Consider the following 26860-nt stretch of genomic DNA (forward strand, 5'->3'; position numbering starts at 1 on the left):
CCGTAAGGACTTCGTCAGAACAGCAGCGGCAGCAGCGCGTGCCGGCGCCGCACGATCGCCCCGTACCGGGCGTCCAGGCGCAGCCACGAGTCCGTCGCCGTCACGCGCACCACGTCGCCGGGAACGTCCGAATCCACGAACCCCATGCCGGACATCGCGAACAGGCACCGCATCTGGACCTTGACCTCGACCGAGCCGCCGCTCACCGTCAGCACCGCTTGGTCCATCAGCGACGACGGCGGGTTGCCGTGCGGGCCGGCGTTGTCCCTGGCCAGCGTCACGCCGCGGTCCGCCAGTTCCGACACCATCCGCGCCGGGAGCTCGTCGACCAGCGGCCAGCGGCCGGGCGGCGGCAGCTCGCCGTGCCACAGCAGGTCGCGGGCCGGGCCCGGGTCCATCCGGGGGCCGCCCGCCACGGTCAGCGCCGCGAGCAGCTCGTTGCCCGACACCGTGACGTCGCCCGGGGTGACGTCCCCGGCCACCGCGCGGGTGGCCAGGCACTCGAACGGTGTGGCCGTCCAGGCCTCGACCACGCCGTCGCCGCGCTGCCGCAGCCGGACGGCCGTCTGGCCGTCCAGCCGGACCGCGCGGGCGACGAACGCCCCGAGGGTCTCCCGGTCGGCTGCATCCGGCACGAACAACTCAGGCATCCGCGAACCCCTGCTTCAGAAACTCCGACTCGGCCGGGGTGAGCCTACGCGGCCGCAGCGCGACCGTGTCGTACGGCGCCAGCACCGTCTCCGCGGTGACGGCGACCGGGTCCGACTCGGCCGGCCCGGTGTGCACGCGGTAGGCCAGTGTGAAGCTCGCCGCCCGCAGCTCCGTCAGGTCGATGTCGACGCGCAGGTGCTGCCCGGACACCACGATCGGCGCCTTGTAGGCCACCTCCAGCCGCACCACGACGATGCCCTTCGGCAGCTGTTCGAGCCCGGCCTCGACGGCGTTGTCGAACAACAGCGGGATGCGTGCCTCTTCGAGCAGAGTCACCATCTTCGCGTGGTTGATGTGGCCGTAGACGTCCATGTCCGTCCAGCGCGGACGGACCAGCGAAACGTAGGTCACCGCACCGTGCTCCTGATCTGGCGGGCCGCCACCGACAGCATCGCCAGGTCGAGCCGGCCGGACTTGGTGATCTCGTCGAGCGAGACGCGCGTCCGCTGCAGGCGGGACGCGTTGGTCTTCTCCCACTGGGCGATCTTGGCGTCACCGGACGAGCCGGGGTCGCTGTGCCGCAGCGCGTCCAGCGTGATGGCCCGCAGCGAGCTGTAGACGTCGTCGCGCAGCGAAAGCCGGGCGAGCGCGTGCCAGCGGTTGCCGCGTTCGAGCTTGCTGATCTCGGTGAGCATCTGATCGATGTCCAGGTGCGCCGAGAGCGCGTAGTACAGCTCCGCGGTCTCGGCCGGGCTGTGCGTGGCGTCCAGGCCGACCTGCTGCTCGGCGAGTTCGGCCACCTCGGTGACGTCGAGCAGGCCGTAGGTGTGCAGCAGCAGCGAGACCCGGCGGGCCAGTGCGGGCGGCACGTCGGCGGCCATCAGCTCCTCCGCGTGCGTCTGCACCGACTCGGCCTCGCGGCCGCGGAGCAGGTCACCGATCTTCGGCACCAGGTCGTTCAGCACCCGACCGAAGCGCTTGATCTCCGACAGCGGCGCCAGCGGCTGCGGCCGGTTGGTGAGGAACCAGCGCGCGGCCCGGTCGAGCAGCCGCCGCGTCTCCAGCACCATCGCGTCGGCGACGTCGGTGTGCACGACGTTGTCCAGCGCGTCGATCTCCTTCCACAGGGCGGGGAGGTCGAACACCCGCGTCACCACGGCGTACGCGCGCACGGCGTCCGTCGCGGTCGCGTTCATCTCCTCCATCAGCCGGTAGACGAACGAGATACCGCCGCCGTCGACCACCTCGTTGGCGATCATCGTGGTGATGATCTGCCGGCGCAGCGGGTGCTCGCCGATCGCGTCCGCGAACCGTTCGCGCAGCGGCTTCGGGAAGTACGCGGGCAACCGGCCGGCGAACACCTGCGAGTCGGGCAGGTCGCTGGCCAGCAGCTTGTCCTTCAGGTCCAGCTTGACGTGGGCCAGCAAGGTCGCCAGCTCCGGCGAGGTGAGGCCCTCGCCCGCCTTCTCCAGCTCACGGAACTCCGAGTTGCCGGGCAGCGCTTCGAGCTTGCGGTCGAAGGCACCCGCGGACACCAGCGCCTGCACCTGCCGCGCGTGCACCGAGACCATCGGCGCGGCGTGCGCCCGGCTGACGCCGAGGACGGCGTTCTGCCGGTAGTTGTCCTTGAGCACCAGCGCGCCGACCTCGTCGGTCATCTCCTCCAGCAGCTCGTTGCGCTGTTCGCGCTCCAGCTTGCCGGTCTGGACCAGGTGGTCGAGCAGGATCTTGATGTTGACCTCGTGGTCGGAGCAGTCGACCCCGGCCGAGTTGTCGAGCGCGTCGGTGTTGATCTTGCCGCCGCCCCGGGCGAACTCGATCCGGCCCAGCTGGGTGAGGCCGAGGTTGCCGCCCTCGCCGAAGACCTTGACGCGCAGCTGCTTGCCGTCGACGCGGATGGCGTCGTTGGCCTTGTCACCAGCTGCCTGGTGGGTTTCGGTCTCCGCCTTGACGTAGGTGCCGATGCCGCCGTTCCACAGCAGCTCGACCGGCGCCAGCAGGATCGCCTGGATCAGGTCCATCGGCGCCAGTGCGGTGACGCTGTCGTCGAGGCCGAGCGCCGCGCGGACCTGCGGGCTGATCGGGATCGACTTCGCCGTGCGCGGGTAGATCCCGCCGCCATCGCTGATCAGCGAGCGGTCGTAGTCGTCCCAGGAGCTGCGCGGCAGGTCGAACAGCCGGCGGCGCTCAGCGTAGGAGCTCGCCGCGTCGGGGTTCGGGTCGAGGAAGACGTGCATGTGGTTGAACGCCGCGACCAGGCGGATGTGCTCGGAAAGCAGCATGCCGTTGCCGAAGACGTCACCCATCATGTCGCCGATGCCGACGACGGTGAAGTCCTCGGTCTGGGTGTCCTTGCCCAGCTCGCGGAAGTGCCGCTTGACGCTCTCCCAAGCGCCCTTCGCCGTGATGCCCATGGCCTTGTGGTCGTAGCCGACCGAGCCGCCGGAGGCGAAGGCGTCGCCCAGCCAGAAGCCGTACTGCGCCGAAACCTCGTTCGCGATGTCGGAGAACTTCGCGGTGCCCTTGTCGGCCGCGACGACCAGGTAGGAGTCGTCGGCGTCGTGCCGGACGACGCCCGGCGCGGGCACGGTCTTGCCCTCGATGCGGTTGTCGGTCAGGTCGAGCAGGCCGGAGATGAACATGCGGTAGCAGGCGATGCCCTCGGTGAGCTGGGCGTCGCGGTCGATGCTCGCGTCCCCGCTCGGCGCCGGCGGGCGCTTGACGACGAAGCCGCCCTTCGCGCCGACCGGCACGATCACCGCGTTCTTCACCGCCTGCGCCTTGACCAGCCCCAGGATCTCGGTGCGGAAGTCCTCGCGGCGGTCCGACCAGCGCAGGCCACCGCGCGCGACCTGGCCGAAGCGCAGGTGCACGCCCTCGACGCGCGGGGAGTACACGAAGATTTCGAACTTCGGCCGCGGCTCGGGCAGATCGGGCACACCGGCCGGGTCGAGCTTGATCGCCAGGTACGGCCGTGGCTGCCCGTCGGGGCCGGTGACGTGGTAGTTCGTCCGCAGCGTGGCCCGGATGACGGCCATCAGCCGGCGCAGGATCCGGTCCTCGTCGAGGCTGGTGACCTCGTCGATCATCGCGTTCAGCTCGGCGGCCAGCGCTTCCGTCGCGGACTCGCGGTCGGCGTCGGACAGCTGCGGGGCGAACCGGGTCTCGAACAGCCGCAGCAGCGTGGTCGCGACCGGCGTGTGGTTCAGCAGCGTGTTCTGGATGTAGTCCTGGGAGAACGCGCTGCCGGCCTGGCGCAGGTACCGCGAGTACGCGCGCAGCACGGCGGCCTGGCGCCAGGTCAGGCCGCCGCGCAGGACGAGGCCGTTGAGACCGTCGACCTCGGCGTCGCCCCGCCAGGCGGCCTCGAACGCGTCCTGGAACCGCCCGCGCAGCTCGTCGACGGCGTGCTCGTCCGACTCGTCGAGCATCTTGTGGTCGACGTGCAGGCCGAAGTCGTAGATCCAGCACGCGCCGCCGTCCTCGCGGTGCAGCTCGTACGGCCGCTCGTCGACCACCTCGACGCCCATCGCCTGCAGCACCGGGAGCACCTTCGAAAGGGTGACGCCCTCGCCGCGAAGGTAGAGCTTGAAGCGCCGATCCCCCGGCCCGGCGTCGGCCGGCTGGTAGAACGACAGCGCGAGATCGCCTTCGTCGGTGAGCGAGTCGAGCGCGCGGAGGTCGGCCAGCGCTTCTTCGGCGCTGAAGTCCTCCTTGTAGCCCTCCGGGAAGACGCTCGCGAAGCGCTGGCCCTGCTCGGTGGCCGACTCCTCGCCGACGATCCCGACCGCGACGCCGCCGTCGGCGCGCTCCCGGCGTTCGTCGAGGACCGCCTCGACCATCCGGTCGTCCCAGGTGCGGACGGCGTCGTTCAGCCGGTCCTGGATCTTGAGCGTGTCCGGCTCGAGCCGGCGCGCGGGGTCGGTGTGCACGACGAAGTGCACCTGCGCCAGGACGGTCTCGCCGATCCGCGCGCTGTACTCGAGCTGGGTGCCTTCGAGCTCTTCGAGCAGGACTTCCTGCATCGCCAGCCGCGAGCGCGTCGTGTAGCGGTCACGCGGGAGGTAGACCAGGCAGGAGTAGAAGCGGCCGTACGGGTCGCGGCGCAGGAACAGCCGCAGCCGGCGGCGGTCCGACAGCGCGATCGCGCCGGTCGTCGTCGAGTACAGCGAGTCGGTGTCGGCGGAGAACAGGTCCGCCCGCGGCCAGTTCTGCAGGATCTCGAGCATCCGCTGGCCGGAGAACGACTCGATCGGGAAACCGGCGCGGTGGATGACCTCGCGGACCCGCTTGCACACCACCGGGATGTCGAGGACGTTCTCGTGCAGCGCGGTGGTGGTGAACATGCCGAGGAAGCGGTGCTCGCCGGTGACGTTGCCGTCGGCGTCGAAGGTCTTCACGCCGACGTAGTAGGGGTAGACCGGGCGGTGCACGGTCGAGGGCGCGCTCGCCTGGGTCAGCACCAGCAGCGTCGGCGCCAGCGCCGTGGCGGCGGTGTCCGGGCCGGCGGTCAGGCCGCGGGCGGCGAGGCTGTCCTGGCGCAGCACGCCCAAGCCGGAGGCCAATACCCCGCGCAGGGCCGGCGCGGCCGGTTCGTCGGAGTCCCGGTGCGGGTTGTCGATCAGTTCGTAGCGGCGGTAGCCGAGGAAGGTGAAGTGGCCGTCGGCCAGCCAGCGCAGCAGCCGGGCGCCCTCGGCCACCTCGGGCTGGGGCAGCTTCGGCGGGTCCGTCTCCAGCTCGCTCGCCAGCTGGCAGGCCGTCTGGGCCATCTTCTCGGCGTCCTCGACGACCTCGCGGACGTCGCCCAGCACGCTGGAGAGCCGGTTGTCGAGCTCGCGGGCGCGGTTGCGGTCGGTGACGAAGTCGATCTCGATGTACATCCACGACTCGGCGGCCGAGTTCGCGGGCGGCTCGGCCGGGTCCGCGTCGGGGTGCACTTCCAGCAGCTCGCCGGTGAGGTCGCGGCTGACCACCACGATCGGGTGAACAATCCGCTGCACCTGCACGCCGTCGCGGGCGAACTCCGCGGCGATCGAGTCGACCAGGTACGGCATGTCGTCGGTGACCACCTGCACGACGGTGGCCTCGCGGGCCCAGCCGTCCTCGGCGAGGGTCGGGTTCAGCAGCCGCACGGCCGGGCGGCCGGGCATCCGGGACTTGGCCAGCTGCAGGTGCGACCGGACCGCGCCGACGAGGTTCGCCGGCTCGTCGCCGACGATTTCCTCGGGCGGGATGTGCCGGTAGTAGAGCCGGATGAGCTCACCGATCTCCGGCGCCAGCCCGGCGGCGGAGTCGATCAGGTCGTCCCTGATCTGCTCCGGGCTGGCCGGGGAGCGCGAAGCGCCGAATTCCGGTTCGGCGTCGGCTCCGGTTCCGGGTAGGGACGAGACTCCGGTCGAGCTCATTTGAGGCAACTCTCCAGTTTGCGTGAGGTGGCACCGCGCCGGTTCGGCGTTGAGCCGGCCACCCCACACTAATGCGCCGCCATCGGGGATCACAGGAAGACCCGGGGGTTGCCCGAGGCCCGAAAACCCTTCCGGGCCAGCGAATTCGCGGGATCGGTCAAGCTACTGACGGGTTGTGTTGCGAGGGTCCGCGCGACGCTGACCAGCCGTGCTCCGCGGGCGGTCGGTGCGGTGGGGGCCACGTGATCGGTTCAGCTGACCGGGTGTCACACCGTTCGGCGAACGCTGTCGGCCGGTCGGCGACGTCGAAGTGCGACGGAGCCCACGGCGGCGAGTCGGCGACGAATCCGGGTGCCTCACCGACCGGCACCGATCGGTGTGAACCCCGGCAGCTCTCCGGTGGCTTCCGGGTCCGGCCGTCAGTCGCGGGAGCCGTGGCGGCGGGAGTCCGGCACCTCGGCGCCGTGGCCGTTGCGGCGGTGGCCGTTGCGACGGCCCGCGTCCTGCGCGTCGAGCTGCTTGACGAGCGCGGCCGCGCTGGCCGTGCCCGCCTGGTGCTCGGCGAGGGCGCGGGCGAGCAGGTCGGCCAGCCCGGCGTCCGGCGGTGGCTCGTCCTCGGCGATGGCGCGTGCGTAGCTCTCCGGGAACGGTGCCGTCGCCGGGGTCCAGTGGCCGAAGTCCTCCATCGGCTCCAGCGACGGTGGCATCCGCAGCCGCGGCAGCCAGGGCTCGGCTTCGTCGCGGTAGTCCGGCACCGACGGCGGTTCGTCCTCCGGCCGCGGCGGCGGGGCGAGTTCCGGTTCGGGCCGGACCGGTTCCTCGGCGCGGGGCCGTTCGGCGTCCTCCGCCCGGCGACGGCCGCCGGCACCGCCCGACGCGGAGATGCCCAGGCGGTCGAGCACCGACCGGGCGGCTTCCGAACCGTGCTCGGCGTCGTGGCGCGTCGACGGCTGCGGCTCCGGCCGGCGCCGCTCCGGCTCCCGCTCGGCGGCGGGCTCGGGCGCGAGCGGCAACGCCGGTGTGACACGGGTGGGCGCCGAATCCCGTTCGGCGGCGGTCTCCCGCAGCCGCGATTCGGCGAGCGCGGCCCAGGAGAACTTGGTCTTCCCGCTTTCGGCGACCGGCTCGGGACGATCTTCCGGCGACCGCGCCTCGGCCGCATCGGGACGGCGTTCGAGCGGCGTCTCGACGGGCTCCCGCGTGGACCGCACCTCGACCGGTTCGGGCCGGTGTTCCGGCTCCCGGCGACGCTCGCGTGCCGACCGCGGCTCGGCAGCGTCGGACCGGAACTCCGGCTCCCGCGAAAACCTCGCCTCCAGCGACTCGCGTCGCTGCTCCGGCTCCCGCGACGAACGCAACTCGGCGGACGCGGATCGGTAGTCCGACTCCCGAGACGACGGCCTCTCGGCAGACTCGGACCCGTACTCCGACTCCCGCGACGACCGCTTCTCAGCAGACGCGGACCGGAACTCCGACTCCCGCGAAAACCTTGCCTCGGCAGCGTCGAACCGGTACTCCGGCTCCCGCGCCGACCGCCTCTCGGCAGACTCGGACCGGTACTCGACCTCCCGCGCCGACCGCACGTCCAGCGGCTCGCGTCGCTGCTCCGGCTCCCGCGCCGACCGCACCTCGATCGGCTCCGGCCGCGCCGGTGGCGCCTCCGGGCGATGCTCCACGACGACCGGCTCCACGACGACCGGCTCCGGGCGGACCCGGGGCTCCGGCCGCCGGACCGAGGGCGGCGCGGGTTCGTCCCGCACCGCCGGCATCAGCGTCGTCTCGGCCGCGTCGGCCGTCACCCGGGGCCGTTCGAACGACCACGCGGGCGCCGGCTGCCGCGGTTCCGGCCGCGCCGGTGCCTCCTCGCGGCCGAACGACCACGCGGGCGTCCGCGGCGCGAGTTCCGAGGCGGGCACAGGAGCGTGCTGGGGGGCCTGCTGGGGGGCCGGCTGCGAAACCGGCGCGGGCTCGGCCGCGACGAGCGGCAGCGGGCGCGACGGCACCGCCTTCAGCACCTCGTCCAGGTCGACCGAAGCCGGTTCCCCGGTGCCGAACTCGCCGGCCAGCACACTGCACGCCTGCCGCCGGGCCCGTGCGTGCAGCTGCTCGGCCGCCCGGGAGCGGTACAGGCACGCGATGGCCTCCTCGGCCTGCCCGAACCGCTCCTGCAGCTGCGCCAGCTCCAGCCACAACCGCGCGGTGATCGCCGGCAGCCCGTGCCGATCGGTGCTCGCCACGGCTTCGCGGACCAGCTCGATCGCCGCTTCGCCGGACCCCGCGGGCAGGTGGATCCGCGTCGCGACGGCCAGCCGCAGCCAGCCCATCGGCGCGACGCCCGCCGCCCGCACCGGCTCGGCCAGCACCGGCTCGGCGATTTCGTACGCCATTTCGGTGTCGCCGCGGTCGAGCAGCGTGCTCACCAGCAGCAGCACGAGCCGGATCCGGACGAGGCCGCCGTCGTCGGCCGGGTTGTCCAGCTTCTCCAGGAAGCCGAGCCCGGTCCGCGCTGCGTCGGCCGCCGCGGTGAGGTCGCCGTGGCGCCGCCGGTGAGCGGCCGTGCCGACCCGCAGCAGCGCCCGCACCAGCAGCTGGGTGTCGGCGCCCAGCGAATCGTCGCCGACGACGAGCTTGTCCGCCTCGACGAGCACGCGGTCCAGCTCCGACTTGCGCCCGAGCCGGCCGAGGCAGCCGACCAGGTGGCACAGCGCGGCCGCGCGGTGCACCGGCGAGACGACGGGATCGGTGAGCACCGGGCGCAACGCGGCGAGGCCGGTCAGCGGCACGCCCAGGCTGCGGGCGCACACGGCGAGGTCGATGCGCAGCCGGGCGGCGATGTCGCCGTAGCCGGCGTGCTCGGCCGCGCGCAACGCCGCGACCGCCCGCCCGGCCGAGCCCGGCCGCATCCCGAGCCGGACGCGCGAAGACACGACCAGGCTTTCCGCCCGGATCCACTGCTCGTCGGCGCCGGCGGCCTCCGAGAGCGCGGCCGCGCGCTCACCGAGGACCAGCGCGAGTTCCGGTGCCCGCAGGTGCAGCGCGTCCGCGCGTTCGATCAGCCGGCCGACTGCGGAGAGGGTTCCCCCGGCATTGACGGAGCGCCCGCTCTCCATTCGGGAGAGCGGGCCCGTCCGGTGCTGTTTGCTGGCTTCCACGGGGAAACCCGCCCCCTCAGTCGCGGGTCAGCTTGCGATGGGTGACACGGTGCGGCCGGGCCGCCTCGGCGCCGAGGCGCTCGACCTTGTTCTTCTCGTACCCCTCGAAGTTGCCCTCGAACCAGAACCACTGCGCGGGGTTCTCGTCCGTGCCTTCCCAAGCCAGGATGTGCGTCGCGACCCGGTCGAGGAACCACCGGTCGTGGGAAATCACGACGGCGCAGCCGGGGAACTGCTCCAGCGCGTTCTCCAGCGAGCCCAGGGTCTCGACGTCCAGGTCGTTGGTCGGCTCGTCGAGCAGGATCAGGTTCCCGCCCTGCTTGAGCGTCAGCGCCAGGTTGAGCCGGTTGCGCTCACCACCGGAGAGCACGCCCGCCGGCTTCTGCTGGTCCGGACCCTTGAAGCCGAACGCGCTGACGTACGCGCGCGACGGCATTTCGGTCTGCCCGACGTGGATGTAGTCCAGCTCGTCGGAGACGACCTGCCAGACGGTCTTCTTCGGGTCGATCCCACCGCGGTTCTGGTCCACATAGGACAGCTTGACCGTCTCGCCGATCTTGACCACGCCGTCGTCCGCCTCCTCGAGCCCGACGATGGTCTTGAACAGCGTGGTCTTGCCGACGCCGTTCGGGCCGATGACGCCGACGATGCCGTTGCGCGGCAGGTCGAACGACAAGCCGTCGATGAGAACGCGGTCGTCGAAGCCCTTGCGCAGCTTCTCGACCTCGACCACGACGTTGCCCAGCCGCGGGCCCGGCGGGATCTGGATCTCTTCGAAGTCGAGCTTGCGGTGCTTGTCCGCCTCCGCCGCCATCTCCTCGTAGCGGTCGAGCCGCGACCGGGACTTCGTCTGGCGGGCCTTGGCGTTGGACCGGACCCACTCGAGCTCGGTCTTGAGGCGCTTCGCGAGCTTCTGGTCCTTCTTGCCCTGGACCTCGAGGCGCTCGCGCTTCTTCTCCAGGTACGTCGAGTAGTTGCCCTCGTAGCCGACGACGCGGCCACGGTCGATCTCCATGATCCACTCGGCCACGTTGTCGAGGAAGTACCGGTCGTGGGTGACGGCGAGGACGGCGCCGGCGTAGCGGGAGAGGAACTGCTCCAGCCACAGGACACTCTCGGCGTCCAGGTGGTTGGTGGGCTCGTCGAGCAGCAGCAGGTCGGGCGCCGACAGCAGCAGCTTGCACAACGCGACCCGGCGGCGCTCGCCACCGGAGAGGTGCGAGACGCCTTCGTCCGCCGGCGGGCAGCGCAGCGCGTCCATGGCCTGCTCGACGGTCGAGTCGAGCTCCCAGGCGTCGGCGTGGTCCAGGTCCTCCTGGAGCTTGCCCATCTCCTCCATCAGCTCGTCGCTGTAGTCGGTCGCCATCAGCTCGGCGATCTCGTTGTAGCGGTCGAGCTTGGTCTTGATCTCGCCGAGGCCTTCCTCGACGTTCTGCCGGACCGTTTTCTCCTCGTTGAGCTCCGGCTCCTGCATGAGGATGCCGACGGAGGCGCCGGGCTGGAGGAAGGCTTCGCCGTTGCTGGCCTGCTCGATCCCCGCCATGATCTTGAGAACGGTGGACTTACCGGCACCGTTCGGCCCCACCACGCCGATCTTGGCGCCGGGGTAGAACGCGGTGCTGACGTCGTCGAGGATGACCTTGTCCCCGACGGTCTTGCGCACCTTCTTCATGGTGTAGATGAACTCGGCCATACCCACGATCGTAGAGCGCTCGTGATCGCGGCTCGACGCCGGTCACCGTCGGACTACCGAATGTCAGCCCGAGATCACCGCGGGCGTACCGAAACCGCCGTTTTCCGGGGACTCGGGCCGAGGGCTCAGCCTCAACCACAAGTCGAGACTCAATCGGCCCGCTTGCCCTCGGCGAGCCCCTTCAGCATCGCGTTGTAGGCGTTCAGCTCCTCGTCGCCGGTCACCGCTTCCCGCCGGTCACGCCGCTTCGCCTCGCGCTCGTCCTGACGCGCCCACTGCACCAGCAGCGCGACCAGCACCAGCAGCACCGGGACCTCGCCGGCGGCCCAGGCGATGCCGCCGCCGAGCCGCTGGTCGGTGAGCAGGTCGGTGACCCACGGCAGGTGCAGCTGGCTGTAGAAGGCGTCCCCGATGATGGTCTGCTTGCTCATCAGGATCACGCCGAAGAACGCGTGGAACGGCATCGCGGCGAACATCATGCCGAGCCTGCCGAGGTACGGGATCCGCCGCGGCGACGGGTCGACGCCGATTACCGGCCAGTAAAAGACGTACCCGGCGAGCAGGAAGTGCCCGTTCATCAGCAGGTGCGCCCAGTGGTAGCTCAGCGCGGCGTCGAACAGGCCGGAGAAGTACAGCGCGTAGAACGAGCCGACGAACAGCAGCAGTGCGACCACCGGGTGCGTGAGGAACCGCGACACCGGGGAATGCACGAAGGCGACGAGCCACTCCCGCGGCCCGGGCGCGGCGTCCTTGCCGGCGACGGGCAGGGCGCGCAGCGCGAGCGTCACCGGCCCGCCGAGCACGAACAGCACCGGCGCAACCATCGACAGCAGCATGTGGTTGCCCATGTGGACGCTGAACATCGCGGGCGCGTACCGGCCGACACCGGACGACGTCGCGATCAGCAGCACGACGCAGCCGGCGATCCAGGCGACCGTGCGGCCCACCGGCCACGTGTCGCCCCGGCGCAGCAGCCGCCGCACGCCGGCGAGGTACAGGCCGCCGAGGACGAGCGCGAGCGTGCCGTAGACCAGGTCGAAGCGGGTGTCGAAGAGCAGCCGCCACACCGTCGGCGCGCCGTCGAGGTCGTAGCCGATCAGCAGCTCCGTGGTGGACGGCTGGGTGACCGCGTCCGCCGGCGGCGGTGTCCTGGCCAGCCCGGAGGCGATGCCGATCGTGACGAACATGATCACGATCTCGACCGCGGCCAGGCGCAGCAACTGCCCGCCACCCTTGCCGTCGACGAGGTTCGCGACACCCTTTTCGCGCTGCTGGTGGCCGAACACCCCGAGCAGCAGCAGCGCGACCGTCTTGGCCACGACGAGCAGGCCGTAGTCGGTGGTGAACAGGTCGTTCAGGCCGATCCGGACCAGCGCGTTGACCGCGCCGGAGAGCGCCATCACGATCCAGCAGACCAGGGCCAGCTTCGAGAACCGCTGCGCGGCCAGGCCGAGGTGGTTGCCGCGCCGGTAGCCGAGCGCCAGCAGCGCGACCAGGCCGCCGACCCACAGCGCCGCGGCGACCAGGTGGAACAGCAGGCTGTTGGTGGCGACGTCGTGCGAGCCGCCGCTGGCCGAGTGCCCGGTCACCGCGACCGGGACCAGCCCGCCGACGGCCAGGAAGAACAGCACCGCCGTCCAGCCCCAGGACAGCGCGAGCCGGCAGCCGAGTGCGATGAGGACCGCGATCAGCGCGGTCCACAGCCAGGCCTTGGGCTGTTCGATGGCGCCGACGAGGTCGAGCAGCGTCTGCGGGTCCAGGATGTCGCCGAACGGCTTCCCGGCGGTGTCGGCGGCGGTGAAGGCCACCGAGAGCAGGGCCGCGGCGAACCACACCCAGGCGGCGATCCCGGCCGCGCGCAAGGCGGCGTAGCCCTCGGGCCCGAGCGTCCCGGACTTCTGCGGCGGCACCAGGAAGGCGGCCAGCAGCAGCGCCCCGACGCAGATCACCGACGCGGATTCGGACAGCACGCGCATGACGGTGATGCCGTACTTGGTGACCGGCCCCGGGTCGGGCAGGCCGGCGATGACGTAGCCGGCGCCCCCGGTGAGCGCGATCAGCCCGATCGCGACCACGGCGGCCAGCAGCACGCCGACCGCGAGCAGGGGGAACACCCTGGCCCGGCGCTGGGTGGGGACGTCGGATTTCGTCGCGGACACGTCGTTGAGGGTAGGCCCGCCCCGGTCAGGCCCGCGTGACGGGCAGGATGGGAGCCGTGAAGATGATCCTCCTGCGGCACGCCGAGGCCCTCGGTAACGTCGACGAGCTCGCCTACACGCGGATCCCGGACCACGCGCTGCCGCTGACCGCCAAGGGACGGCAGGAGGCCCTCGCGGTGGCGCCGGAGATCGCGCGGCTGCTCGACGGCGCGCGGCCCGCGGTGTACGTCAGCCCGTACCTGCGCACCCGGGAGACGTTGCGGCTGCTCGACGTCGAAGCCTCCTGCGAACGGCTGGTGCAGGAGCCGCGGCTGCGCGAGCAGGACTGGGGCAACCTGCAGGACCCGGCCGAGCAGGCGGTCCAGAAAGCGCGCCGCAACGAGTTCGGGCACTTCTTCTACCGGCTGCCGTTCGGCGAGTCGGGCGCGGACGTCGACGACCGCGTCGCGGCGTTCCTGTCGGACCTGCGCCTGCGCGACGAACGTCACCCGGAGACGGTGCTGATCGTGTCGCACGGGCTCACGCTGCGGCTGCTGTGCCGCCGGCTCTTCGGCTGGAGCATCGAGCTGTTCGAGTCGCTGTCCAACCCGGGAACCTGCGAATACCGCGTCCTCGAAGAACAGGACGGCAAGTGGTCGCTGGACCGCCCGTTCGCCCAGTGGCGGAACTCACCCGACGGGGAAACCCAGCTTTAGCGGCGCGCTCAGCACGACCCGGGTGCCGTGGCCGGGCGCCGAGTCGATGCGCGCGGCGCCGTCGATTTCCGCCATCCGCGCGTGGATCGAGTTCTCGATGCCGAACCCGGCACGGCTTGCGCCGAGGTCGAAGCCCGTCCCGTGGTCGCGAACCGACACCGTGACAACGCCGTCGCGTGCTTCGAGGCACACCACGGCCTTCGCCGTCTTCGCGTGCTTCAACGTGTTTCGCAGCGCTTCACGGGTTGCGTCATGAAGGGCGTTGACGACGGCTTCGGGGACCTCAGTGGGCTTCGCGAGTACGACGAGGTCGACGCGAAGGCCGTCGGCCGTCATCTCGACCGCCAGCGCGCCGAGGCGGTGTTCGAGCCCGCCCGGCTCGGCGGGCGCGTCGCCGTCGAGGCTCAGCCGCAGCCGCAGGGCGTGCGCGCGGGCGGTGCGGCGGACCTGGTCGAGGCTGCCCCGCGGATCCAGCGCGTCCCCGGGCGCCGGCAGCGCGAGGGATTCCATCACCTGCAGCACGGTGTCGTGGACGTCGCGGCGGTGCCGTTCCCGTTCCGCGGCCCGGCCGCGCTGCTCGCCCAGCCCGAGCGCGACCCGCATCGACCCGGCGACCAGCAGCACGATCGCCAGCGCCGTGACCGCGGCCGCGACCAGGGCGAGCAGGATCCACGTCGCGGGCGCCGAGGTGCCCGACACCGCGGCCATGACGTACCGCAGGAGCAGCGCGCCGGCGATCGCGACCGCGCCGGCCGGCGCGCCGCGCAGCAGGGTCCAGACCATGACCGTGCCCATGATGTTCGGCCAGGCCAAGGTGAGCAGCTCGGATGACCGCGCCGCGAACACGGCCGCGGCCAGGCTCGTGACGAGCGTGTACGCGGTATCGGCGGCCAGCACGGGCCGGATTCCGGTGGCCCGGCGGAAGACCCAGGCCACTTCGAGGAGATTCGGCACCAGGTAGAGGGCGACCGCGAGCCAGAGCACCGGCGCGCCGAGCGGACCGCCGGACCAGACCGCCTGCAGGAACAGCGCCAGCCGGAACGCGACCGGCACCAGCACGAGCCGCGGCACGGCGTCCTGCATGAGCGTGAGTCCCGGCCCGCCGAACCGCCCGCTCCGGCCGGCGAGCGCCCCCGCGCCGCCGAGCAGCACAACCCTCACGACGTCCCTCCCCGGATCAAGGGCCCCTACCCTGATCAGCCGACCTGAAATTGAAACGTCGCCGTATTCATTTCAGTTTACCGACGGGGTCCAGCTTGCCTGGCGCACCAGGAAACTGTCAACGGCCGGGCCGGGGCGGAAACGCCGGTCGCGGCCCGGCTTTCGGGCCCGGAACGCCTATCGGCCGACCATCGCGTCCGCTTCCTCGCGCCTTCGCGACCGCCGGGCGGCGACCGCGGCGGGCAGGATCAACACCGCGACGAACGCCACGAAAACGAACGCCACGTCGTAGTCCGTCGCCTGGGCGATGCCGCCGATGATCGGCGGGCCGCCGAGGAACCCGGTGTAGGCGATGGCCGTGACGAAGCCGATCTCCCGTTCGCCGCCGGTGCCGTCGCCGCGCTTGCCGGCGTCCCCGGCGAGGCTGAGGGCGAGCGGGAACGACGCCGCGAGGCCGGCGCCGGCGAGGGCGAAGCCGAGGTAGCCCACGGCGGCGACCGGGATCGTGGCCGCCGCGAGGAGGCCGGCCGCGGCCAGCGTCGCCCCCACGGCGAGACAGCGAGTCGGGCCGAACCGGCGTTGCGCCCACGGGCCGCCCAGCCGGACCAGCGCCATGACCAGCTGGAACCCCGCGAACGCCAGGGCCGCGGCTCCCTGGCCCACCCCGCGTTCGACCGTCATCAGCAGCGCGGACCAGTCCGACGACGCGCCCTCGGCGATGGCCGAGCACAGCGCGACCGCGGCGAGCAGCCACAGCACCGGCCGCCGGATCGGCGCCCGCGCCGGCGTGACGACGGGTTCTTCCGTGTGCCCGGGGCGGATGCCGGGCACGGCGCGGATCACGAGCGCCAGCACCACCACCGCGACGACGGCGGCCACGGTGAGGTGGCGCGCCGGGGACCAGCCGTGGCCGGCAGCGAGGCCCGCGGCCAGCGAACCGGCGAGCGCGCCGAAGCTGAACCCGGCGTGGAACACCGCCATGACCGGCTTGCGGATGCGGCGTTCGACGGCCACCCCGGCGACGTTCATCGCGACGTCGAGCATCCCGACGCTCGCGCCGATCAGCAGCAGCGCCCCGGCCAGCAGCGGGACGGTGGGCGCGAAGCCGATCAGCACCAGTGAACCGGCGGCCGACGCGGTGCTCCCGGCCACGACCACCCGGGCGCCCATCCGCTCGATCAGCCGCCCGGACACCGAGGCGGCGGCGAGCATCCCGACGCTGGCGCCGAGCAGGGCCAGGCCGAACACCCCTGGCGAGGCGTGCACCTGCGCGGTCAGCGCGGGCGTCCGCGACGCCCACGACCCCAGCGCCAGCCCGTTGAGGGCGAACACGGTGAACACCGCGATCCGGTCGCGCATGGCTTCCCCCTTCCGGTCACCAGCTTGACTGAAGCGCTTCAGAAAGTCCACGGGATACGGCTAAGCTGCGCGGATGACCCGGCGCCGCCGTCCCACGCTCGACGACGTCGCCTCGGCCGTCGGCGTTTCCCGGGCCACCGTCTCGAACGCCTACAACCGGCCCGACCAGCTGTCCGCCCGGCTGCGGGAGCAGGTGCTGCGGGTGGCGGCCGAGCTGGGCTACCCCGGTCCGGACCCGACCGCGCGCAGCCTCGCCACCAGCCGCACGGGCGCGATCGCGGTCCTGCTGGACACCTCGCTGTCGATGGCGTTCTCCGACCCCGCGCTGTACCTGACCCTCGACGCGCTGGCGCGGGTGATCGACCCGCGCGGGCACGCCCTGCTGCTCCTGCCCGGCGGGGCGCACGGCGGGCCGCCCGCCGACCGCGTGCTCGCCGCGCAGGCCGACATCGCGATCGTGTACTCGCTGCCCGACGGCGCCGCGGCGCTCGACGCGGTGCGCGCGCGGGGGCTGCCGCTCGTGGTGATCGACCAGCCGCTGCTGCCCGGCACGGCGCGGATCGGCTGCGCGGACCGGCTCGGCGCCGCACTGGCCGCGCGGCACCTGCTGGATCTGGGGCACCGGCGGTTCGGGATCTTCGCCGCGTGCAGCCACCTCACGCCCGGCGGGGGCGGGCTGACCGTGGCGGAAGCCGCGGCCGCGCCCTTCCACGACGTCCGCGAACGGCTGGCCGGCTACCTGGACGAGCTGGGGTCGTGCGAAGTCGTCGTCGAGGAGGCCGCCGGGCTGAGCGCGGAGAGCGCGATGGCCGGGGCGTTCGCGCTGCTCCGGGCGTCACCGCGGCCGACAGCGGTGCTGTGCATGTCCGACCAGCTCGCGCTGGCGGTGCTCGCCGCGGCCCGGCAGCTCGGGATCGGCGTGCCGGATGAGCTGTCGGTGGCCGGCTTCGACGACAGCCCGCCGGCGTCGTGGTCCTCGCCGCCGCTGACCACGGTCCGGCAGGACCTCGTGGCCAAGGGCCGGATCGCGGGGGAACTGGCGCTGGGGTTGCTGGACGGCGGTTCGGCGGCGTCGTCGGCGTCGGCGTCGGCCGAGGTGCCGGTTTCGCTCGTGGTGCGCGGCAGCACGGGCCCCGCCTAACACCGTCTCCGCTCGTACGCAAGACCCCTTCGCGGACCTGTGGACAACCATCCCCGCGCCGACCGGTTGTCCACAGAATGAAAATTGCGGGCTGACAAATCCCCCGCCGCCCGCCAATCTGAAATCACACGTTCACCGCGGCCCGCGAAAGCCGCGATTCCGGAGGGGAAATCCACCATGTCTTCACGTCGTTTTCGTTCCCGTCTGCCGCACCTCGTGGTCCTGGCCATGGTCGGCCTGCTGACCAGCGTCGGAGCCGCCAGCGCCGGCACGGATCCCGGCTGCCGCAAAGGCGAGTTCTGCCTGTGGCCGTCCGACGGCTACGGCGGGGAAATCCAGCGTTTCGACCTGCGCACGGCCAATACCGAGGAATGCCTTCCACTACCCGAAGGATTCGACGGGTCGTCGTTCGCGAATCTGATGACCCGTGATGTCACCGTGTACCAGAGCGAGGAATGCTCGACCGAAGGGGACTTCGTCACCTATCCGGGTGGCGGCACGTTCGTGCCGGACGCCCCCTTCCTGGTCCGCGGCATCCAGATCTGGGAGTGACCACCTGACCCGGGCCCGCACGCCGTCCGCTCCAAGGGGAGCCGGCTCGCGGCGGCGGCCGGGCCCGACCGGGGCCGCTCCCCCGAAAGCGGCCCCACCCCGTGGGCGCGCCCAGCGGCAGGGCGCGCCCACGGGCCCCTGGACAGCCGTTCCGCGACCCCTGAGCAACGTCCTGCGCGCGGGACGTGACTGAGAGGACCAGGGGCCCGGCACGTCCTCGGGGCGTCAGGGCTGCGCCAGGGCCCCTCGTGAGGGCTCCGGGATGGTCGCCACAGATGTTTCCGCAGGCAGGAGGGTCCTGAGCACGGCCATTTCCGGAATCGCGCAGAGACCGGCTTGTCGCCCGTTGCGGCGGGCAGCCGGCGACGCGCGGACGCCCACAGCGCTGCCTGCCCGCCACCGTCGCGGGCGAGCAGGGTTCCGACTGGACGAGCAAGAGCCTTCTGACGGTCAGATTACAGGTTCCGGCGGCGGGGAGAAGCCCGCTCGGTCACGCTCAGCGCTTCCCCGGACACAGGAAGAGGGTCTACGCCACTTTCGCGAATTACGTCGAACGAGAACTGAAACGATTCGCCGGTGTCGAACGATCGAGTGGATGGCGACGACTAAGCTGCCAGTGCCGGGTCACCGGCAGCGGCCGTCGGCGCGGGCCCTCGTAGCTCAGCTGGATAGAGCAAGAGCCTTCTAATCTCTAGGTCGCAGGTTCGAGTCCTGCCGGGGGCGCCACCAGGGAAGACGCCGTGCGCAGCAGCGCACGGCGTACCCCGGGCCAGTGATCGTGCCCACAGCGTCCTCGTCGGCCGTACTCCCACTGTGGACGGTCCCGTCTCTCGTCCGCTCCGGGCGCCGGACTCCGGAAGGCGCACCGCGTAAGCGCCCAGGTGGCCCAACGGTCCCCGAACGAGCTCTCCTCGAAACAACCTTGTGACCTGACCGGTCGACCGCGGTTTGTGCGTGCTCCGGCACCCGAGCTTCGCGTCCAGCCCCACACGATCGAGTGAAGCACCTCAACGGAAGGGACACCCGAGGTGAACCAAGAAGCACCCGGCGGCCGACACCGCCGACGCAGGCAAAACACCATCGCCCGGACGGCCCTCGACGAAGCCCGCCGAGCAGGTCTGGTCCAGCGCCACTTGACCAAGCTCCGCTACCTGGCCGACCGTGCCGGGCCCGCTCCGGAACCCACGCCCCCCACGCGTGGAGAGCCCCCGGAGAGGCTGCCCTCCACATCGGACGCGGCTTGACACGGGTCCGGACGGCGTGCCCCACCCCCGGCCCCGCAGGCAGGCGACGAGCGCGCTGATCTTCGGCGGATCGGGATGCGGGCGCCGAACTCGCCGCTCGCCGTCTGGCCGGAAACGCCCGTCGGACTGCCTCTCGATCATGGGCCACCCTTGGTGACCGTGCCTCTGCCGGGCGCCACCGCGGCGACGTGCGGATCATCCGGCGACCTCAGCCGGCTCGCGGCCGGGCGGGGCCACGCGGCCGTTCGGTGTGACGTGGGTCGCAGATCGGGACGTCCGGCCACGATTCCGCCATTTTGAGTATCTCCGGTCGTGCTTTCTCCATATTGCCGGAAAGGCATTTTCGGAGATGTCAGCCAGGAATGGCCACGCGGGATACTCGAGGTAACGATGCCCGGTTCCTGCTGTGGAATCGGGCGGACGACCGCGTATCCCGTGTGGACGGACGTGCGGATCTCGTTCGGCGTGAGAGGCGAGTGGATGAGCGACGTGGACGACCACTCCGATGTGGCCGAGGAGGCTGCCGCGCCGGCCATCGCAATTGTCGGGCTTTCGTGTCGGCTGCCCGGCGCCGGAGGCGCCCGGCAGTATTGGCACAACCTGCGCACCGGGGTCGAGGGGATCAGCCGGTTCCGGTTGGACGAGGTGCTCGCCGCGGGCGTGCCGGCCGAGGTGGCCAGGCATCCCGACTACGTGCCCGTGCGCGGGGTGATCGACCAGGGTGAATGCTTTGACCACGCGTTCTTCGGCTACAGCCCGGCCGAGGCAGCCGGGATGGACCCGCAGCAGCGCGTGTTCCTGGAAGCGTGCTCCGCGGCGTTGGACGACGCCGGCCTCGACCCGCAGCGGTTCGGCGGCTGGCTGGGTGTCTTCGCCGGGTCCGACCGGGTGAACCAGGACCTCGTGGATCCGTCGGACGAGGTGGCCGCGATGGTCGGCTACGAGAAGGATTTCCTGGCCACCCGGGTGGCCTACAAGCTGGGATTGCGCGGGCCCGCGATCACCGTGCAGACGGCCTGCTCGACGGCTCTGGTCGCGGTGCACCAGGCGGCCTGCAGCCTCAACAACCACGAGTGCGACGCGGCGCTGGCCGGTGGCGTCGCGTTGTGGTTGCCCCAGGCCAACGGCTACCTCTACCAGGAGGGCAGCGTCGTGTCCGCGGACGGCCGTTGCCGCCCGTTCGACGCCGACGCCACCGGCACCGTGTTCAGCAGCGGGGTCGGTGTGGTGGTGCTGCGCAGACTGGAGGACGCGCTCGCCGACGGCGACCGGATCATCGCGCTGCTGCGTGGTTCGGCTGTGAACAACGACGGCGGCCAGAAGATCGGCTACGTCGCCCCTTCTGTCGCCGGGCAGCGTGAGGTGATCGGCTTCGCGCAGGCCGTCGCCGGGGTCGACCCGGCCGACATCCACTACGTCGAGGCGCACGGCACCGGCACGAAGGTGGGTGACCCGGTCGAACTGGCCGCGCTCACGTCCGCGTTCCGCCAGTCCACCGACCGTGTCGGGTACTGCCGGCTGGGGTCGGTGAAGGGCAACATCGGGCACACCGGCGCCGCCGCCGGCGTCGCCGGGCTGATCAAGGCCGCTCTCGTGCTGAAGAACCGGCTGCTGGTGCCCACCCTGAACTTCCGCAGGCCGAATCCCGAGCTGGAGCTGGAGTCCAGCCCGTTCAGGATCGCGACCGCGGTCGAGCCGTTGCCGGCCGACGGCTCGCTGCTCGCCGGGGTCAGCTCGTTCGGCATGGGCGGCACGAACGCGCACGCGATCCTGGAGTCGGCGCCGGTCGTGTCGCGCCGGGCCCCGCAGCGCAGGCCACGCGTGTTCGGCCTGTCGGCGGCCACGCCGAAGGCTTTGGACAGGCTGCGGTCCGACGTCGCCGACGCACTGGCCGAGCCCGCCCAGGACGGCGAGACGGCCGAGGACGTGGCGTGGACCCTGGCGCACGGCCGGCGACGCTTTCCGCACCGGATCGCGGTGGTGGCGACCGATCGCGCGGAGGTCTCGGCCGCCCTGCGGGACGCTCCACCGGCTCGCCGCGCCGGTTCGGGCACTCCATGCGCGTTCCTGTTTCCCGGGCAGGGCACGCTGCGGGCCGGGTTCGGGGCCGCGGCGCACCGGCTGCTCCCGGTGTTCCGGGAGACCTTCGACGAGCTGGCGGACCTGGCCGGCGCGCGGTTCGGCGTCGACCTGGCCAAAGCCCTGCGACCCGATTGCGACACCGCGTGGTTGCGCGACACGGCCCACCAGCAGCTGGCGCTGTTCGCGACCGGCTACGCGTTCGCGAGACAGTTCGTCCAGTTCGGCATCCAGCCCGTCGCCATGCTGGGACACAGCGTCGGCGAGTACGTGGCGGCGACGGTGGCCGGGCTGTGGCAGCCCTCGGACGCGCTCGGGCTGATCCACGAGCGCGGGCTGGCGATGCGAGACACCGAGCCGGGATTGATGCTGAGCACGGCCGCGTCGACCGAGCACGTGCGGGACCTGCTCGACACCCATCCCGACCTGTCCGTCGCGGTCGCGGGTCCGGTGCACACCGTGCTCGCCGGGCCGCCATCGGCTGTCGAGGCGGCGATGGCCGCGTTGCGACGCCACGGGACGACCGAGAGCAAGCTGCTGGACACGGACCGGGCCTTCCACTCCCCGCGGATCCGGCCTGCCGCGCAACGGTTGGGTCGGGCGATCGCCGCGACGCCGCACGGGGTCCCCACATCGCCGTTCCTGTCGAACCTCACCGGCGGCCTTGCCGAGCCGGCCCGGGTCGTCGGCGCCGACTACTGGATGGACCACCTGACCAGCACGGTCCGCCTCGCGGACTGCGCCGAGACGTTGCTCGCCGGTCCGAGCCAGGTATTCCTGGAACTGGGGCCTGGCCAGACGATGACCCGCATGCTCCGCGCACATCCGGCCTGGACGCCCGAACGGCTTGCCGTGTCGTTCGCCGGGCGCTCGGGCGATCCCGAGGAGGTCAGCGTGTTGTCCGCGCTGGCCCGCCTGTGGGAGCGGGGATTCGAAGCCGGTGTCGAGGGGTTGTTCGGAGACGGTGAACCGCGCCGCACCGCGTTGCCGCCGCATCCGTTCGAGCCGGTCAGGTGCGAGCGGGCGAGCGTGCGGCCGACGAGCCCGTCCGGGCGGCACGATGCGGTGCTGACCATCGGCGACGTGCCCGGTCGAGACCTGGTGCGGGCGTTCGGCCAGGATTCAGCCTGGTTCGGCACGATTCGTCCGTCCGAAGTGGACCGTGCGGTCACGGCCGTGTCCCGGGACGGTGCGGTGTCCCCTGTTGTCGTGGTCGGACCCGATGTCGCTGTGGGGGAAGCACTGGCGCGGGACTGCGGCTCCGTCGGGATCCGGCTGGTCCTCGTCGGCGCGACCGATCCGGTCACGGTGAACGAGTCACGTGCTGCTGCACCCGATCTCGTGACCGTGCTCGATCTCGGTGACGGTGCGCCGCCCGACACGGCGCCGGTGGGCCGCTGGGGCGGGTGGTACGCGTGGCGCGAGAACCGGTGGTGGCTGCTGGACGAAGCACCCCGGTCAGCACCCGAACAACGGGTCGAGGAGCCGGCGGCCGAGACAGCGGAGTTCGCCGCGCCGCGGACCGACGCCGAGGTGGCGATCGCGGCCGTGTGGCGGGAACTGCTGGGTGTCGAGCGGATCGGAGTGCACGACGATTTCTTCCAGCTGGGTGGGCATTCGCTGCTGACGACGCGGCTCGCGGCCCGCTTGCGCGCGTTGTTCGACGCCGATCTCCCCATCGACCTGGTGCTGGACAATCCGACCGTGGCCGAGCTCGCGGCCGCCGTGCGCAGCGGTGCCGAAACGAGGGGTCACACGGTGACACCCCGGCTGCATCCGCATGATCCGGTACCGCTCGCGCCCTCGCAGCGCCGGTTGTGGTTCCTCGACCAGTTCGACTCGGCCGCCGCCTATTCCCTTCCCCTCGTGCTGCGGCTTACCGGGGAACTCGACGAGGACGCACTCACCACGGCGTTGACCGAACTCGTGCGCAGGCACGAGGCCCTGCGCACGGTGCTGCCGGTCCGCGACGGTGAACCGGTGCAGCTGGTGCTGCCCGCCGAGCCGGTCGCACTGTCCACAATAGATACTTCAGAGACTGCGCTCGCGGGGCTGCTGCGCGACGATCTGCTGCGCCCCTTCGACCTCGCGGCCGGGCCGCTGTTCCGGGCCACGTTGTTCCGCGTGGCGCCCACGACGCACGTCTTGTCTCTGTGTCAGCACCACATCATTTCCGACGGGTGGTCGCTGGACATCATCTGCGACGAACTGGCCACGCTCTACAACGCCTACCGTGCGGGCGGCTCGTCGCCGCTGCCCGAGCCCACGCTCCAGTACGGCGATTTCGCCGCGTCCCAACGGGACACGACGGCCGATTTCGAGTACTGGCGCCACCGGCTGGCCGGATCGGTGGACCTCGACCTGCCCACGGACCGCCCCCGGCCCGCGCGCCAGACCTACGTCGGGGCCGTCATCACCCACGACCTCCCGCCCGGCCTGTCCGACCGGGTGCGTCAGCTCGGGCTTGATCGCCGAGCGACGCTGTACATGACGCTGCTCGCCGCGTTGACCACCGTGTTGCACCGTTACACCGGGCAGGAGGACATCTGCGTCGGCACACCGGTGGCCGGCCGCACCCGGGTCGAGCTCGAGCGGGTCGTCGGGTTCTTCGTCAACACCCTGGTGTTGCGCAACGAACTGGACGCCTCTCTGCCGTTCGCGGCGCTGCTGGATCGGGTGCGGGAGACGACGCGGGGCGCTCTGGCGCACCAGGAGTTTCCGTTCGACCGGCTGGTCGAACGACTGCGGCGGCCCCGCGATCCCAGCCGCAACCCCCTGTTCCAGGTGATGTTCAACCTGCTCAGCGGGGAAGCGGTGGTTCCGATGGACGGGTTGCACGTGGAGGGCCAGGACATCGACATGGCCATGGCGCAGGTCGACCTCGCCCTCGACGTGTTCGACCGCTCCGCTGGGCTTTCCTGCCGGCTGGAATACAACACGGACCTGTTCGACGCCACGACGGCGCGACGTTTCCTCGCCCACCTCGAAGCCCTGCTGACCGCCTGCGTCGCCGCGCCGGACACCCCGATCGGCGACATCGACCTGCTGTCGGCGGCTGATCGGTCACTGATCCTCGCGGAGTGGAACGACACGGCACTGGACGTGCCCGCCGGGACCGTCGTGGACGCGTACGAGCGGCAGGTGCGGCTCACCCCGGACGCCACCGCCCTCGTCGGTGCGGACACGCGGTTGACGTTCGCCGAGTTGAACGCGCGAGCCAATCAGCTGGCCCGGCTCATGACCGGAGCGGGGGCCGAGGATCGGATCGCCGTCGTCCTGCCCCGGGCAGCCGACGTCGTGGTGTCGATCCTGGCGGTCCTCAAGACCGGTGCCGCATACCTGCCGGTCGACCCGGACCTGCCGGAGGACCGGATCGCGCACATGCTCGCCGACGCCGAGCCGGCGCTGGTGATCACGAATTCCGCGCTGGCCGGCGGCCTCGGCGACGTCCGGCGCGTCGTACTGGACGATCCGGCGACCGCCGAACGCCTGCGGGCGGCGGACGCGACCGACCTCGGTACGGCGATCGACCCGCGTCACGCCGCCTACCTGATCTACACGTCCGGATCGACCGGCGTCCCCAAGGCGGTCGTCGTGGAGCACCGCAACCTGGTCAACCTGTTCGCCGAACACCGGCGGACGCTGTTCTCCCGCGCGGCCGGCCCGATCAAGGTCGCCGTCACGGCGTCGTTCTCGTTCGACACGTCCTGGGACGAGGTGCTCTGGATGATCGCCGGGCACGAGCTGCACGTGATCGACGCGGACGTGCGGGCCGATCCGGACGCGCTGGTCGGGTACGTCGTGGCCAACGAAATCGACTTCCTCGACCTGACGCCGTCCTACGCCAAGGCTCTCGTCGCGGCCGGACTGCTCGACCCGGCCCGCCGCCCGCCTGCCATGCTCATGATCGGCGGCGAGGCGATCGACCAGCAGCTCTGGGACGAGCTCGCCGCAGCGCCGCGCACCACGGCATACAACTACTACGGGCCCACGGAATGCACGGTCGACACGGTGTCGGCGCGCATCACGGCCGGGCGGCCGGTCACCCTCGGCACGCCCCTCGCCAACACCCGTGCCTACGTGCTCGGCCCCGACCTCCGGCCGGTGCCCCCCGGCATCGTCGGGGAGCTGCACCTGGCCGGCGCGAACGTGGCGAGGGGCTACTTCCGCAGGCCCGAACTGACCGCGCAACGGTTCCTGCCCGACGCGTTCGGCCAGGAGGGTGACCGGATGTACGCGACCGGGGACCTGGCGCGCTGGCAGCATGACGGCACGCTCCACTACCTCGGGCGCGCGGACCAGCAGGTGAAGATCCGCGGGTTCCGCATCGAACTGGGCGAGATCGACGCCGTGCTGGCCGCGCACCCGGATGTCGCGGCAGCTGCCACGGTCGACCGGGAGGACCGGCCAGGTGACCGGCAGCTCGCCGGGTACGTGGTGGCCCGGCCTGGCGCGACGCTCGACGTGGCCGGCCTGCGTGCCTTCACCGCGCGGTCGCTGCCCTCCTACATGGTGCCCGCCTCGATCAGCGTGATCGACCGGATTCCCTGCAACACCAGCGGAAAACTGGACCGATCGGCGTTGCCCGCGCCCGTGTTCGAACCGGCGACGCGACGAGCGCCCCGCAATCCCGCCGAGCGCATGATCACCGACGTGTTCGCCGAGGTGCTCGGAGTCGAGGACGTGGGTGCCGACGACAACTTCTTCGAGCTGGGCGGGCATTCGCTGCTCGCCACGCGGCTGATCGCCCGGGTGCGGGCCGAGTTCGGTGTGGCGTTGACCGTGCGGGCCCTCTTCGAGGCACCCACGCCCGCCGGGCTGGCCAGCCGGCTGCACACTGCCGGCAGAGAGCTCGATGCCTTCGACACCCTCCTGCCGATCCGGCCGGAAGGGGCCGGAGAACCACTGTTCTGCCTGCCACCGCTGGCCGGGTTGAGCTGGTGCTACGCCGGGCTGCGCCGCTATCTGCCGGATCGGCCCGTTTACGGCCTTCAGGTGCGCGGCATCCATGCGCCCGACCGGTTACCCACCACACTGGCCGAACTGGTGGACGACTACGTCGACGAGATCCGGCGCGTGCGCCCGGCCGGGCCGTACCACCTCCTCGGCTGGTCGGCCGGTGGCAACTTGGCGCACGCGGTCGCTGTACGCCTGCGCGACATCGGGGAGACCGTCGGCACGCTGGTCCTGCTGGACTCGTACGTGGACCTCGGCGGAACGGCTGGGCGAGCGGAGATCGCCGACACGATCGGCCGGGATCTCGGCGTCGACCTGGCGGACGTGGCCGGCGTCGCCGCGGAAACACTGATCGACGCCGCGTTGCGGGTGCAGCGGCTCGTGACGTCGGCGCGGCCGGAACCGTTCGACGGGCCGGTCCTCTACTTGACGGCGCAACGCGACCGGGAAACCGATTCCTCCCCGGTGGACGATTGGCGATCGCTGGCGGGAAGCCTCACGGAAGTCCCGATCGACTGTCATCACGGGGACATGATGCGTCCCGGGCCGCTCGCCGAGATCGGGCCGGTCGTCGACGCGGATCTGAAGCGCAGCACGAGGGATTAGGGGAGAT

The 26860-nt window shown here is 71.7% G+C and carries 12 protein-coding genes and 1 tRNA gene; 5 read left to right on the forward strand and 8 right to left on the reverse strand.

The features are described from left to right. Positions 1-14 precede the first annotated feature (14 nt). From AB0M80_RS32705 to AB0M80_RS32730, 6 genes are all read right to left on the reverse strand, one after another. Complete coding sequence (locus tag AB0M80_RS32705) at positions 15-650, reverse strand: hypothetical protein (protein ID WP_364572660.1); 636 nt, start codon at positions 648-650, stop codon at positions 15-17. After that, on the reverse strand, positions 643-1062 hold the full coding sequence (locus AB0M80_RS32710; protein WP_364572662.1) for a thioesterase family protein: 420 nt from the start codon (positions 1060-1062) through the stop codon (positions 643-645). Before AB0M80_RS32710 ends, AB0M80_RS32705 begins: the two co-directional genes overlap by 8 nt. After that, complete coding sequence (locus AB0M80_RS32715; RefSeq protein ID WP_364572664.1) at positions 1059-6056, reverse strand: NAD-glutamate dehydrogenase; 4998 nt, start codon at positions 6054-6056, stop codon at positions 1059-1061. The genes AB0M80_RS32710 and AB0M80_RS32715 overlap by 4 nt, the downstream gene beginning before the upstream one ends. A gap of 419 nt (positions 6057-6475) precedes the next feature. Then, positions 6476-9166, reverse strand: a complete 2691-nt coding sequence (locus AB0M80_RS32720; RefSeq protein WP_364572666.1) for a hypothetical protein — start codon at positions 9164-9166, stop codon at positions 6476-6478. 58 nt (positions 9167-9224) lie between these two features. Beyond that, complete coding sequence (gene ettA, locus AB0M80_RS32725; RefSeq protein WP_364572668.1) at positions 9225-10901, reverse strand: energy-dependent translational throttle protein EttA; 1677 nt, start codon at positions 10899-10901, stop codon at positions 9225-9227. Between the two features lie 149 nt (positions 10902-11050). Beyond that, positions 11051-13060, reverse strand: coding sequence for a cytochrome c oxidase assembly protein (locus AB0M80_RS32730; protein ID WP_364572670.1), 2010 nt, complete (start codon positions 13058-13060; stop codon positions 11051-11053). A 56-nt stretch (positions 13061-13116) separates the two neighbouring features. Between AB0M80_RS32730 and AB0M80_RS32735 the strand changes: the two genes are divergently transcribed. Further along, positions 13117-13755, forward strand: a complete 639-nt coding sequence (locus AB0M80_RS32735) for a phosphoglycerate mutase family protein (protein WP_364572672.1) — start codon at positions 13117-13119, stop codon at positions 13753-13755. On the opposite strand, the gene AB0M80_RS32740 is transcribed toward AB0M80_RS32735, so the two are convergent. Together AB0M80_RS32740 and AB0M80_RS32745 are read right to left on the reverse strand one after the other, a co-directional pair. Then, positions 13729-14907, reverse strand: a complete 1179-nt coding sequence (locus AB0M80_RS32740; protein ID WP_364572879.1) for an ATP-binding protein — start codon at positions 14905-14907, stop codon at positions 13729-13731. The genes AB0M80_RS32735 and AB0M80_RS32740 overlap by 27 nt on opposite strands. A gap of 186 nt (positions 14908-15093) precedes the next feature. Further along, complete coding sequence (locus AB0M80_RS32745) at positions 15094-16275, reverse strand: MFS transporter (protein ID WP_364572674.1); 1182 nt, start codon at positions 16273-16275, stop codon at positions 15094-15096. Between the two features lie 73 nt (positions 16276-16348). Here AB0M80_RS32745 and AB0M80_RS32750 point away from each other — a divergent pair, with 73 nt between their 5' ends. The 4 genes from AB0M80_RS32750 (at position 16349) to AB0M80_RS32765 (ending at position 26853) form a co-directional block, all read left to right on the forward strand. Next, positions 16349-17416, forward strand: coding sequence for a LacI family DNA-binding transcriptional regulator (locus AB0M80_RS32750; RefSeq protein WP_364572676.1), 1068 nt, complete (start codon positions 16349-16351; stop codon positions 17414-17416). 177 nt (positions 17417-17593) lie between these two features. Then, entirely contained in the window at positions 17594-17968 is a 375-nt protein-coding gene (locus AB0M80_RS32755; RefSeq protein WP_364572678.1) for a peptidase inhibitor family I36 protein, read from the forward strand. Between the two features lie 649 nt (positions 17969-18617). Beyond that, positions 18618-18694, forward strand: a tRNA-Arg gene (locus AB0M80_RS32760). 998 nt (positions 18695-19692) lie between these two features. Continuing rightward, positions 19693-26853 (forward strand): amino acid adenylation domain-containing protein, encoded by a 7161-nt coding sequence (locus AB0M80_RS32765; protein WP_364572680.1) that lies wholly within the window; start codon positions 19693-19695, stop codon positions 26851-26853. The last annotated feature ends 7 nt before the right edge of the window (positions 26854-26860 follow it).

Source organism: Amycolatopsis sp. NPDC051045 (assembly GCF_040682955.1).
In the GTDB taxonomy this organism is placed as follows: Bacteria; Actinomycetota; Actinomycetes; order Mycobacteriales; family Pseudonocardiaceae; genus Amycolatopsis.

What these genes read in the sequence shown, in the direction of transcription:
- AB0M80_RS32705 (WP_364572660.1), bottom strand. Translation starts at nt 650, where the DNA reads ATGCCTGAGTTGTTCGTGCCGGATGCAGCCGACCGGGAGACCCTCGGG.
- AB0M80_RS32715 (WP_364572664.1), bottom strand. Translation starts at nt 6,056, where the DNA reads ATGAGCTCGACCGGAGTCTCGTCCCTACCCGGAACCGGAGCCGACGCC.
- AB0M80_RS32720 (WP_364572666.1), bottom strand. Translation starts at nt 9,166, where the DNA reads ATGGAGAGCGGGCGCTCCGTCAATGCCGGGGGAACCCTCTCCGCAGTC.
- ettA (WP_364572668.1), bottom strand. Translation starts at nt 10,901, where the DNA reads ATGGCCGAGTTCATCTACACCATGAAGAAGGTGCGCAAGACCGTCGGG.
- AB0M80_RS32745 (WP_364572674.1), bottom strand. Translation starts at nt 16,275, where the DNA reads ATGCGCGACCGGATCGCGGTGTTCACCGTGTTCGCCCTCAACGGGCTG.
- AB0M80_RS32750 (WP_364572676.1), top strand. Translation starts at nt 16,349, where the DNA reads ATGACCCGGCGCCGCCGTCCCACGCTCGACGACGTCGCCTCGGCCGTC.
- AB0M80_RS32755 (WP_364572678.1), top strand. Translation starts at nt 17,594, where the DNA reads ATGTCTTCACGTCGTTTTCGTTCCCGTCTGCCGCACCTCGTGGTCCTG.
- AB0M80_RS32765 (WP_364572680.1), top strand. Translation starts at nt 19,693, where the DNA reads ATGAGCGACGTGGACGACCACTCCGATGTGGCCGAGGAGGCTGCCGCG.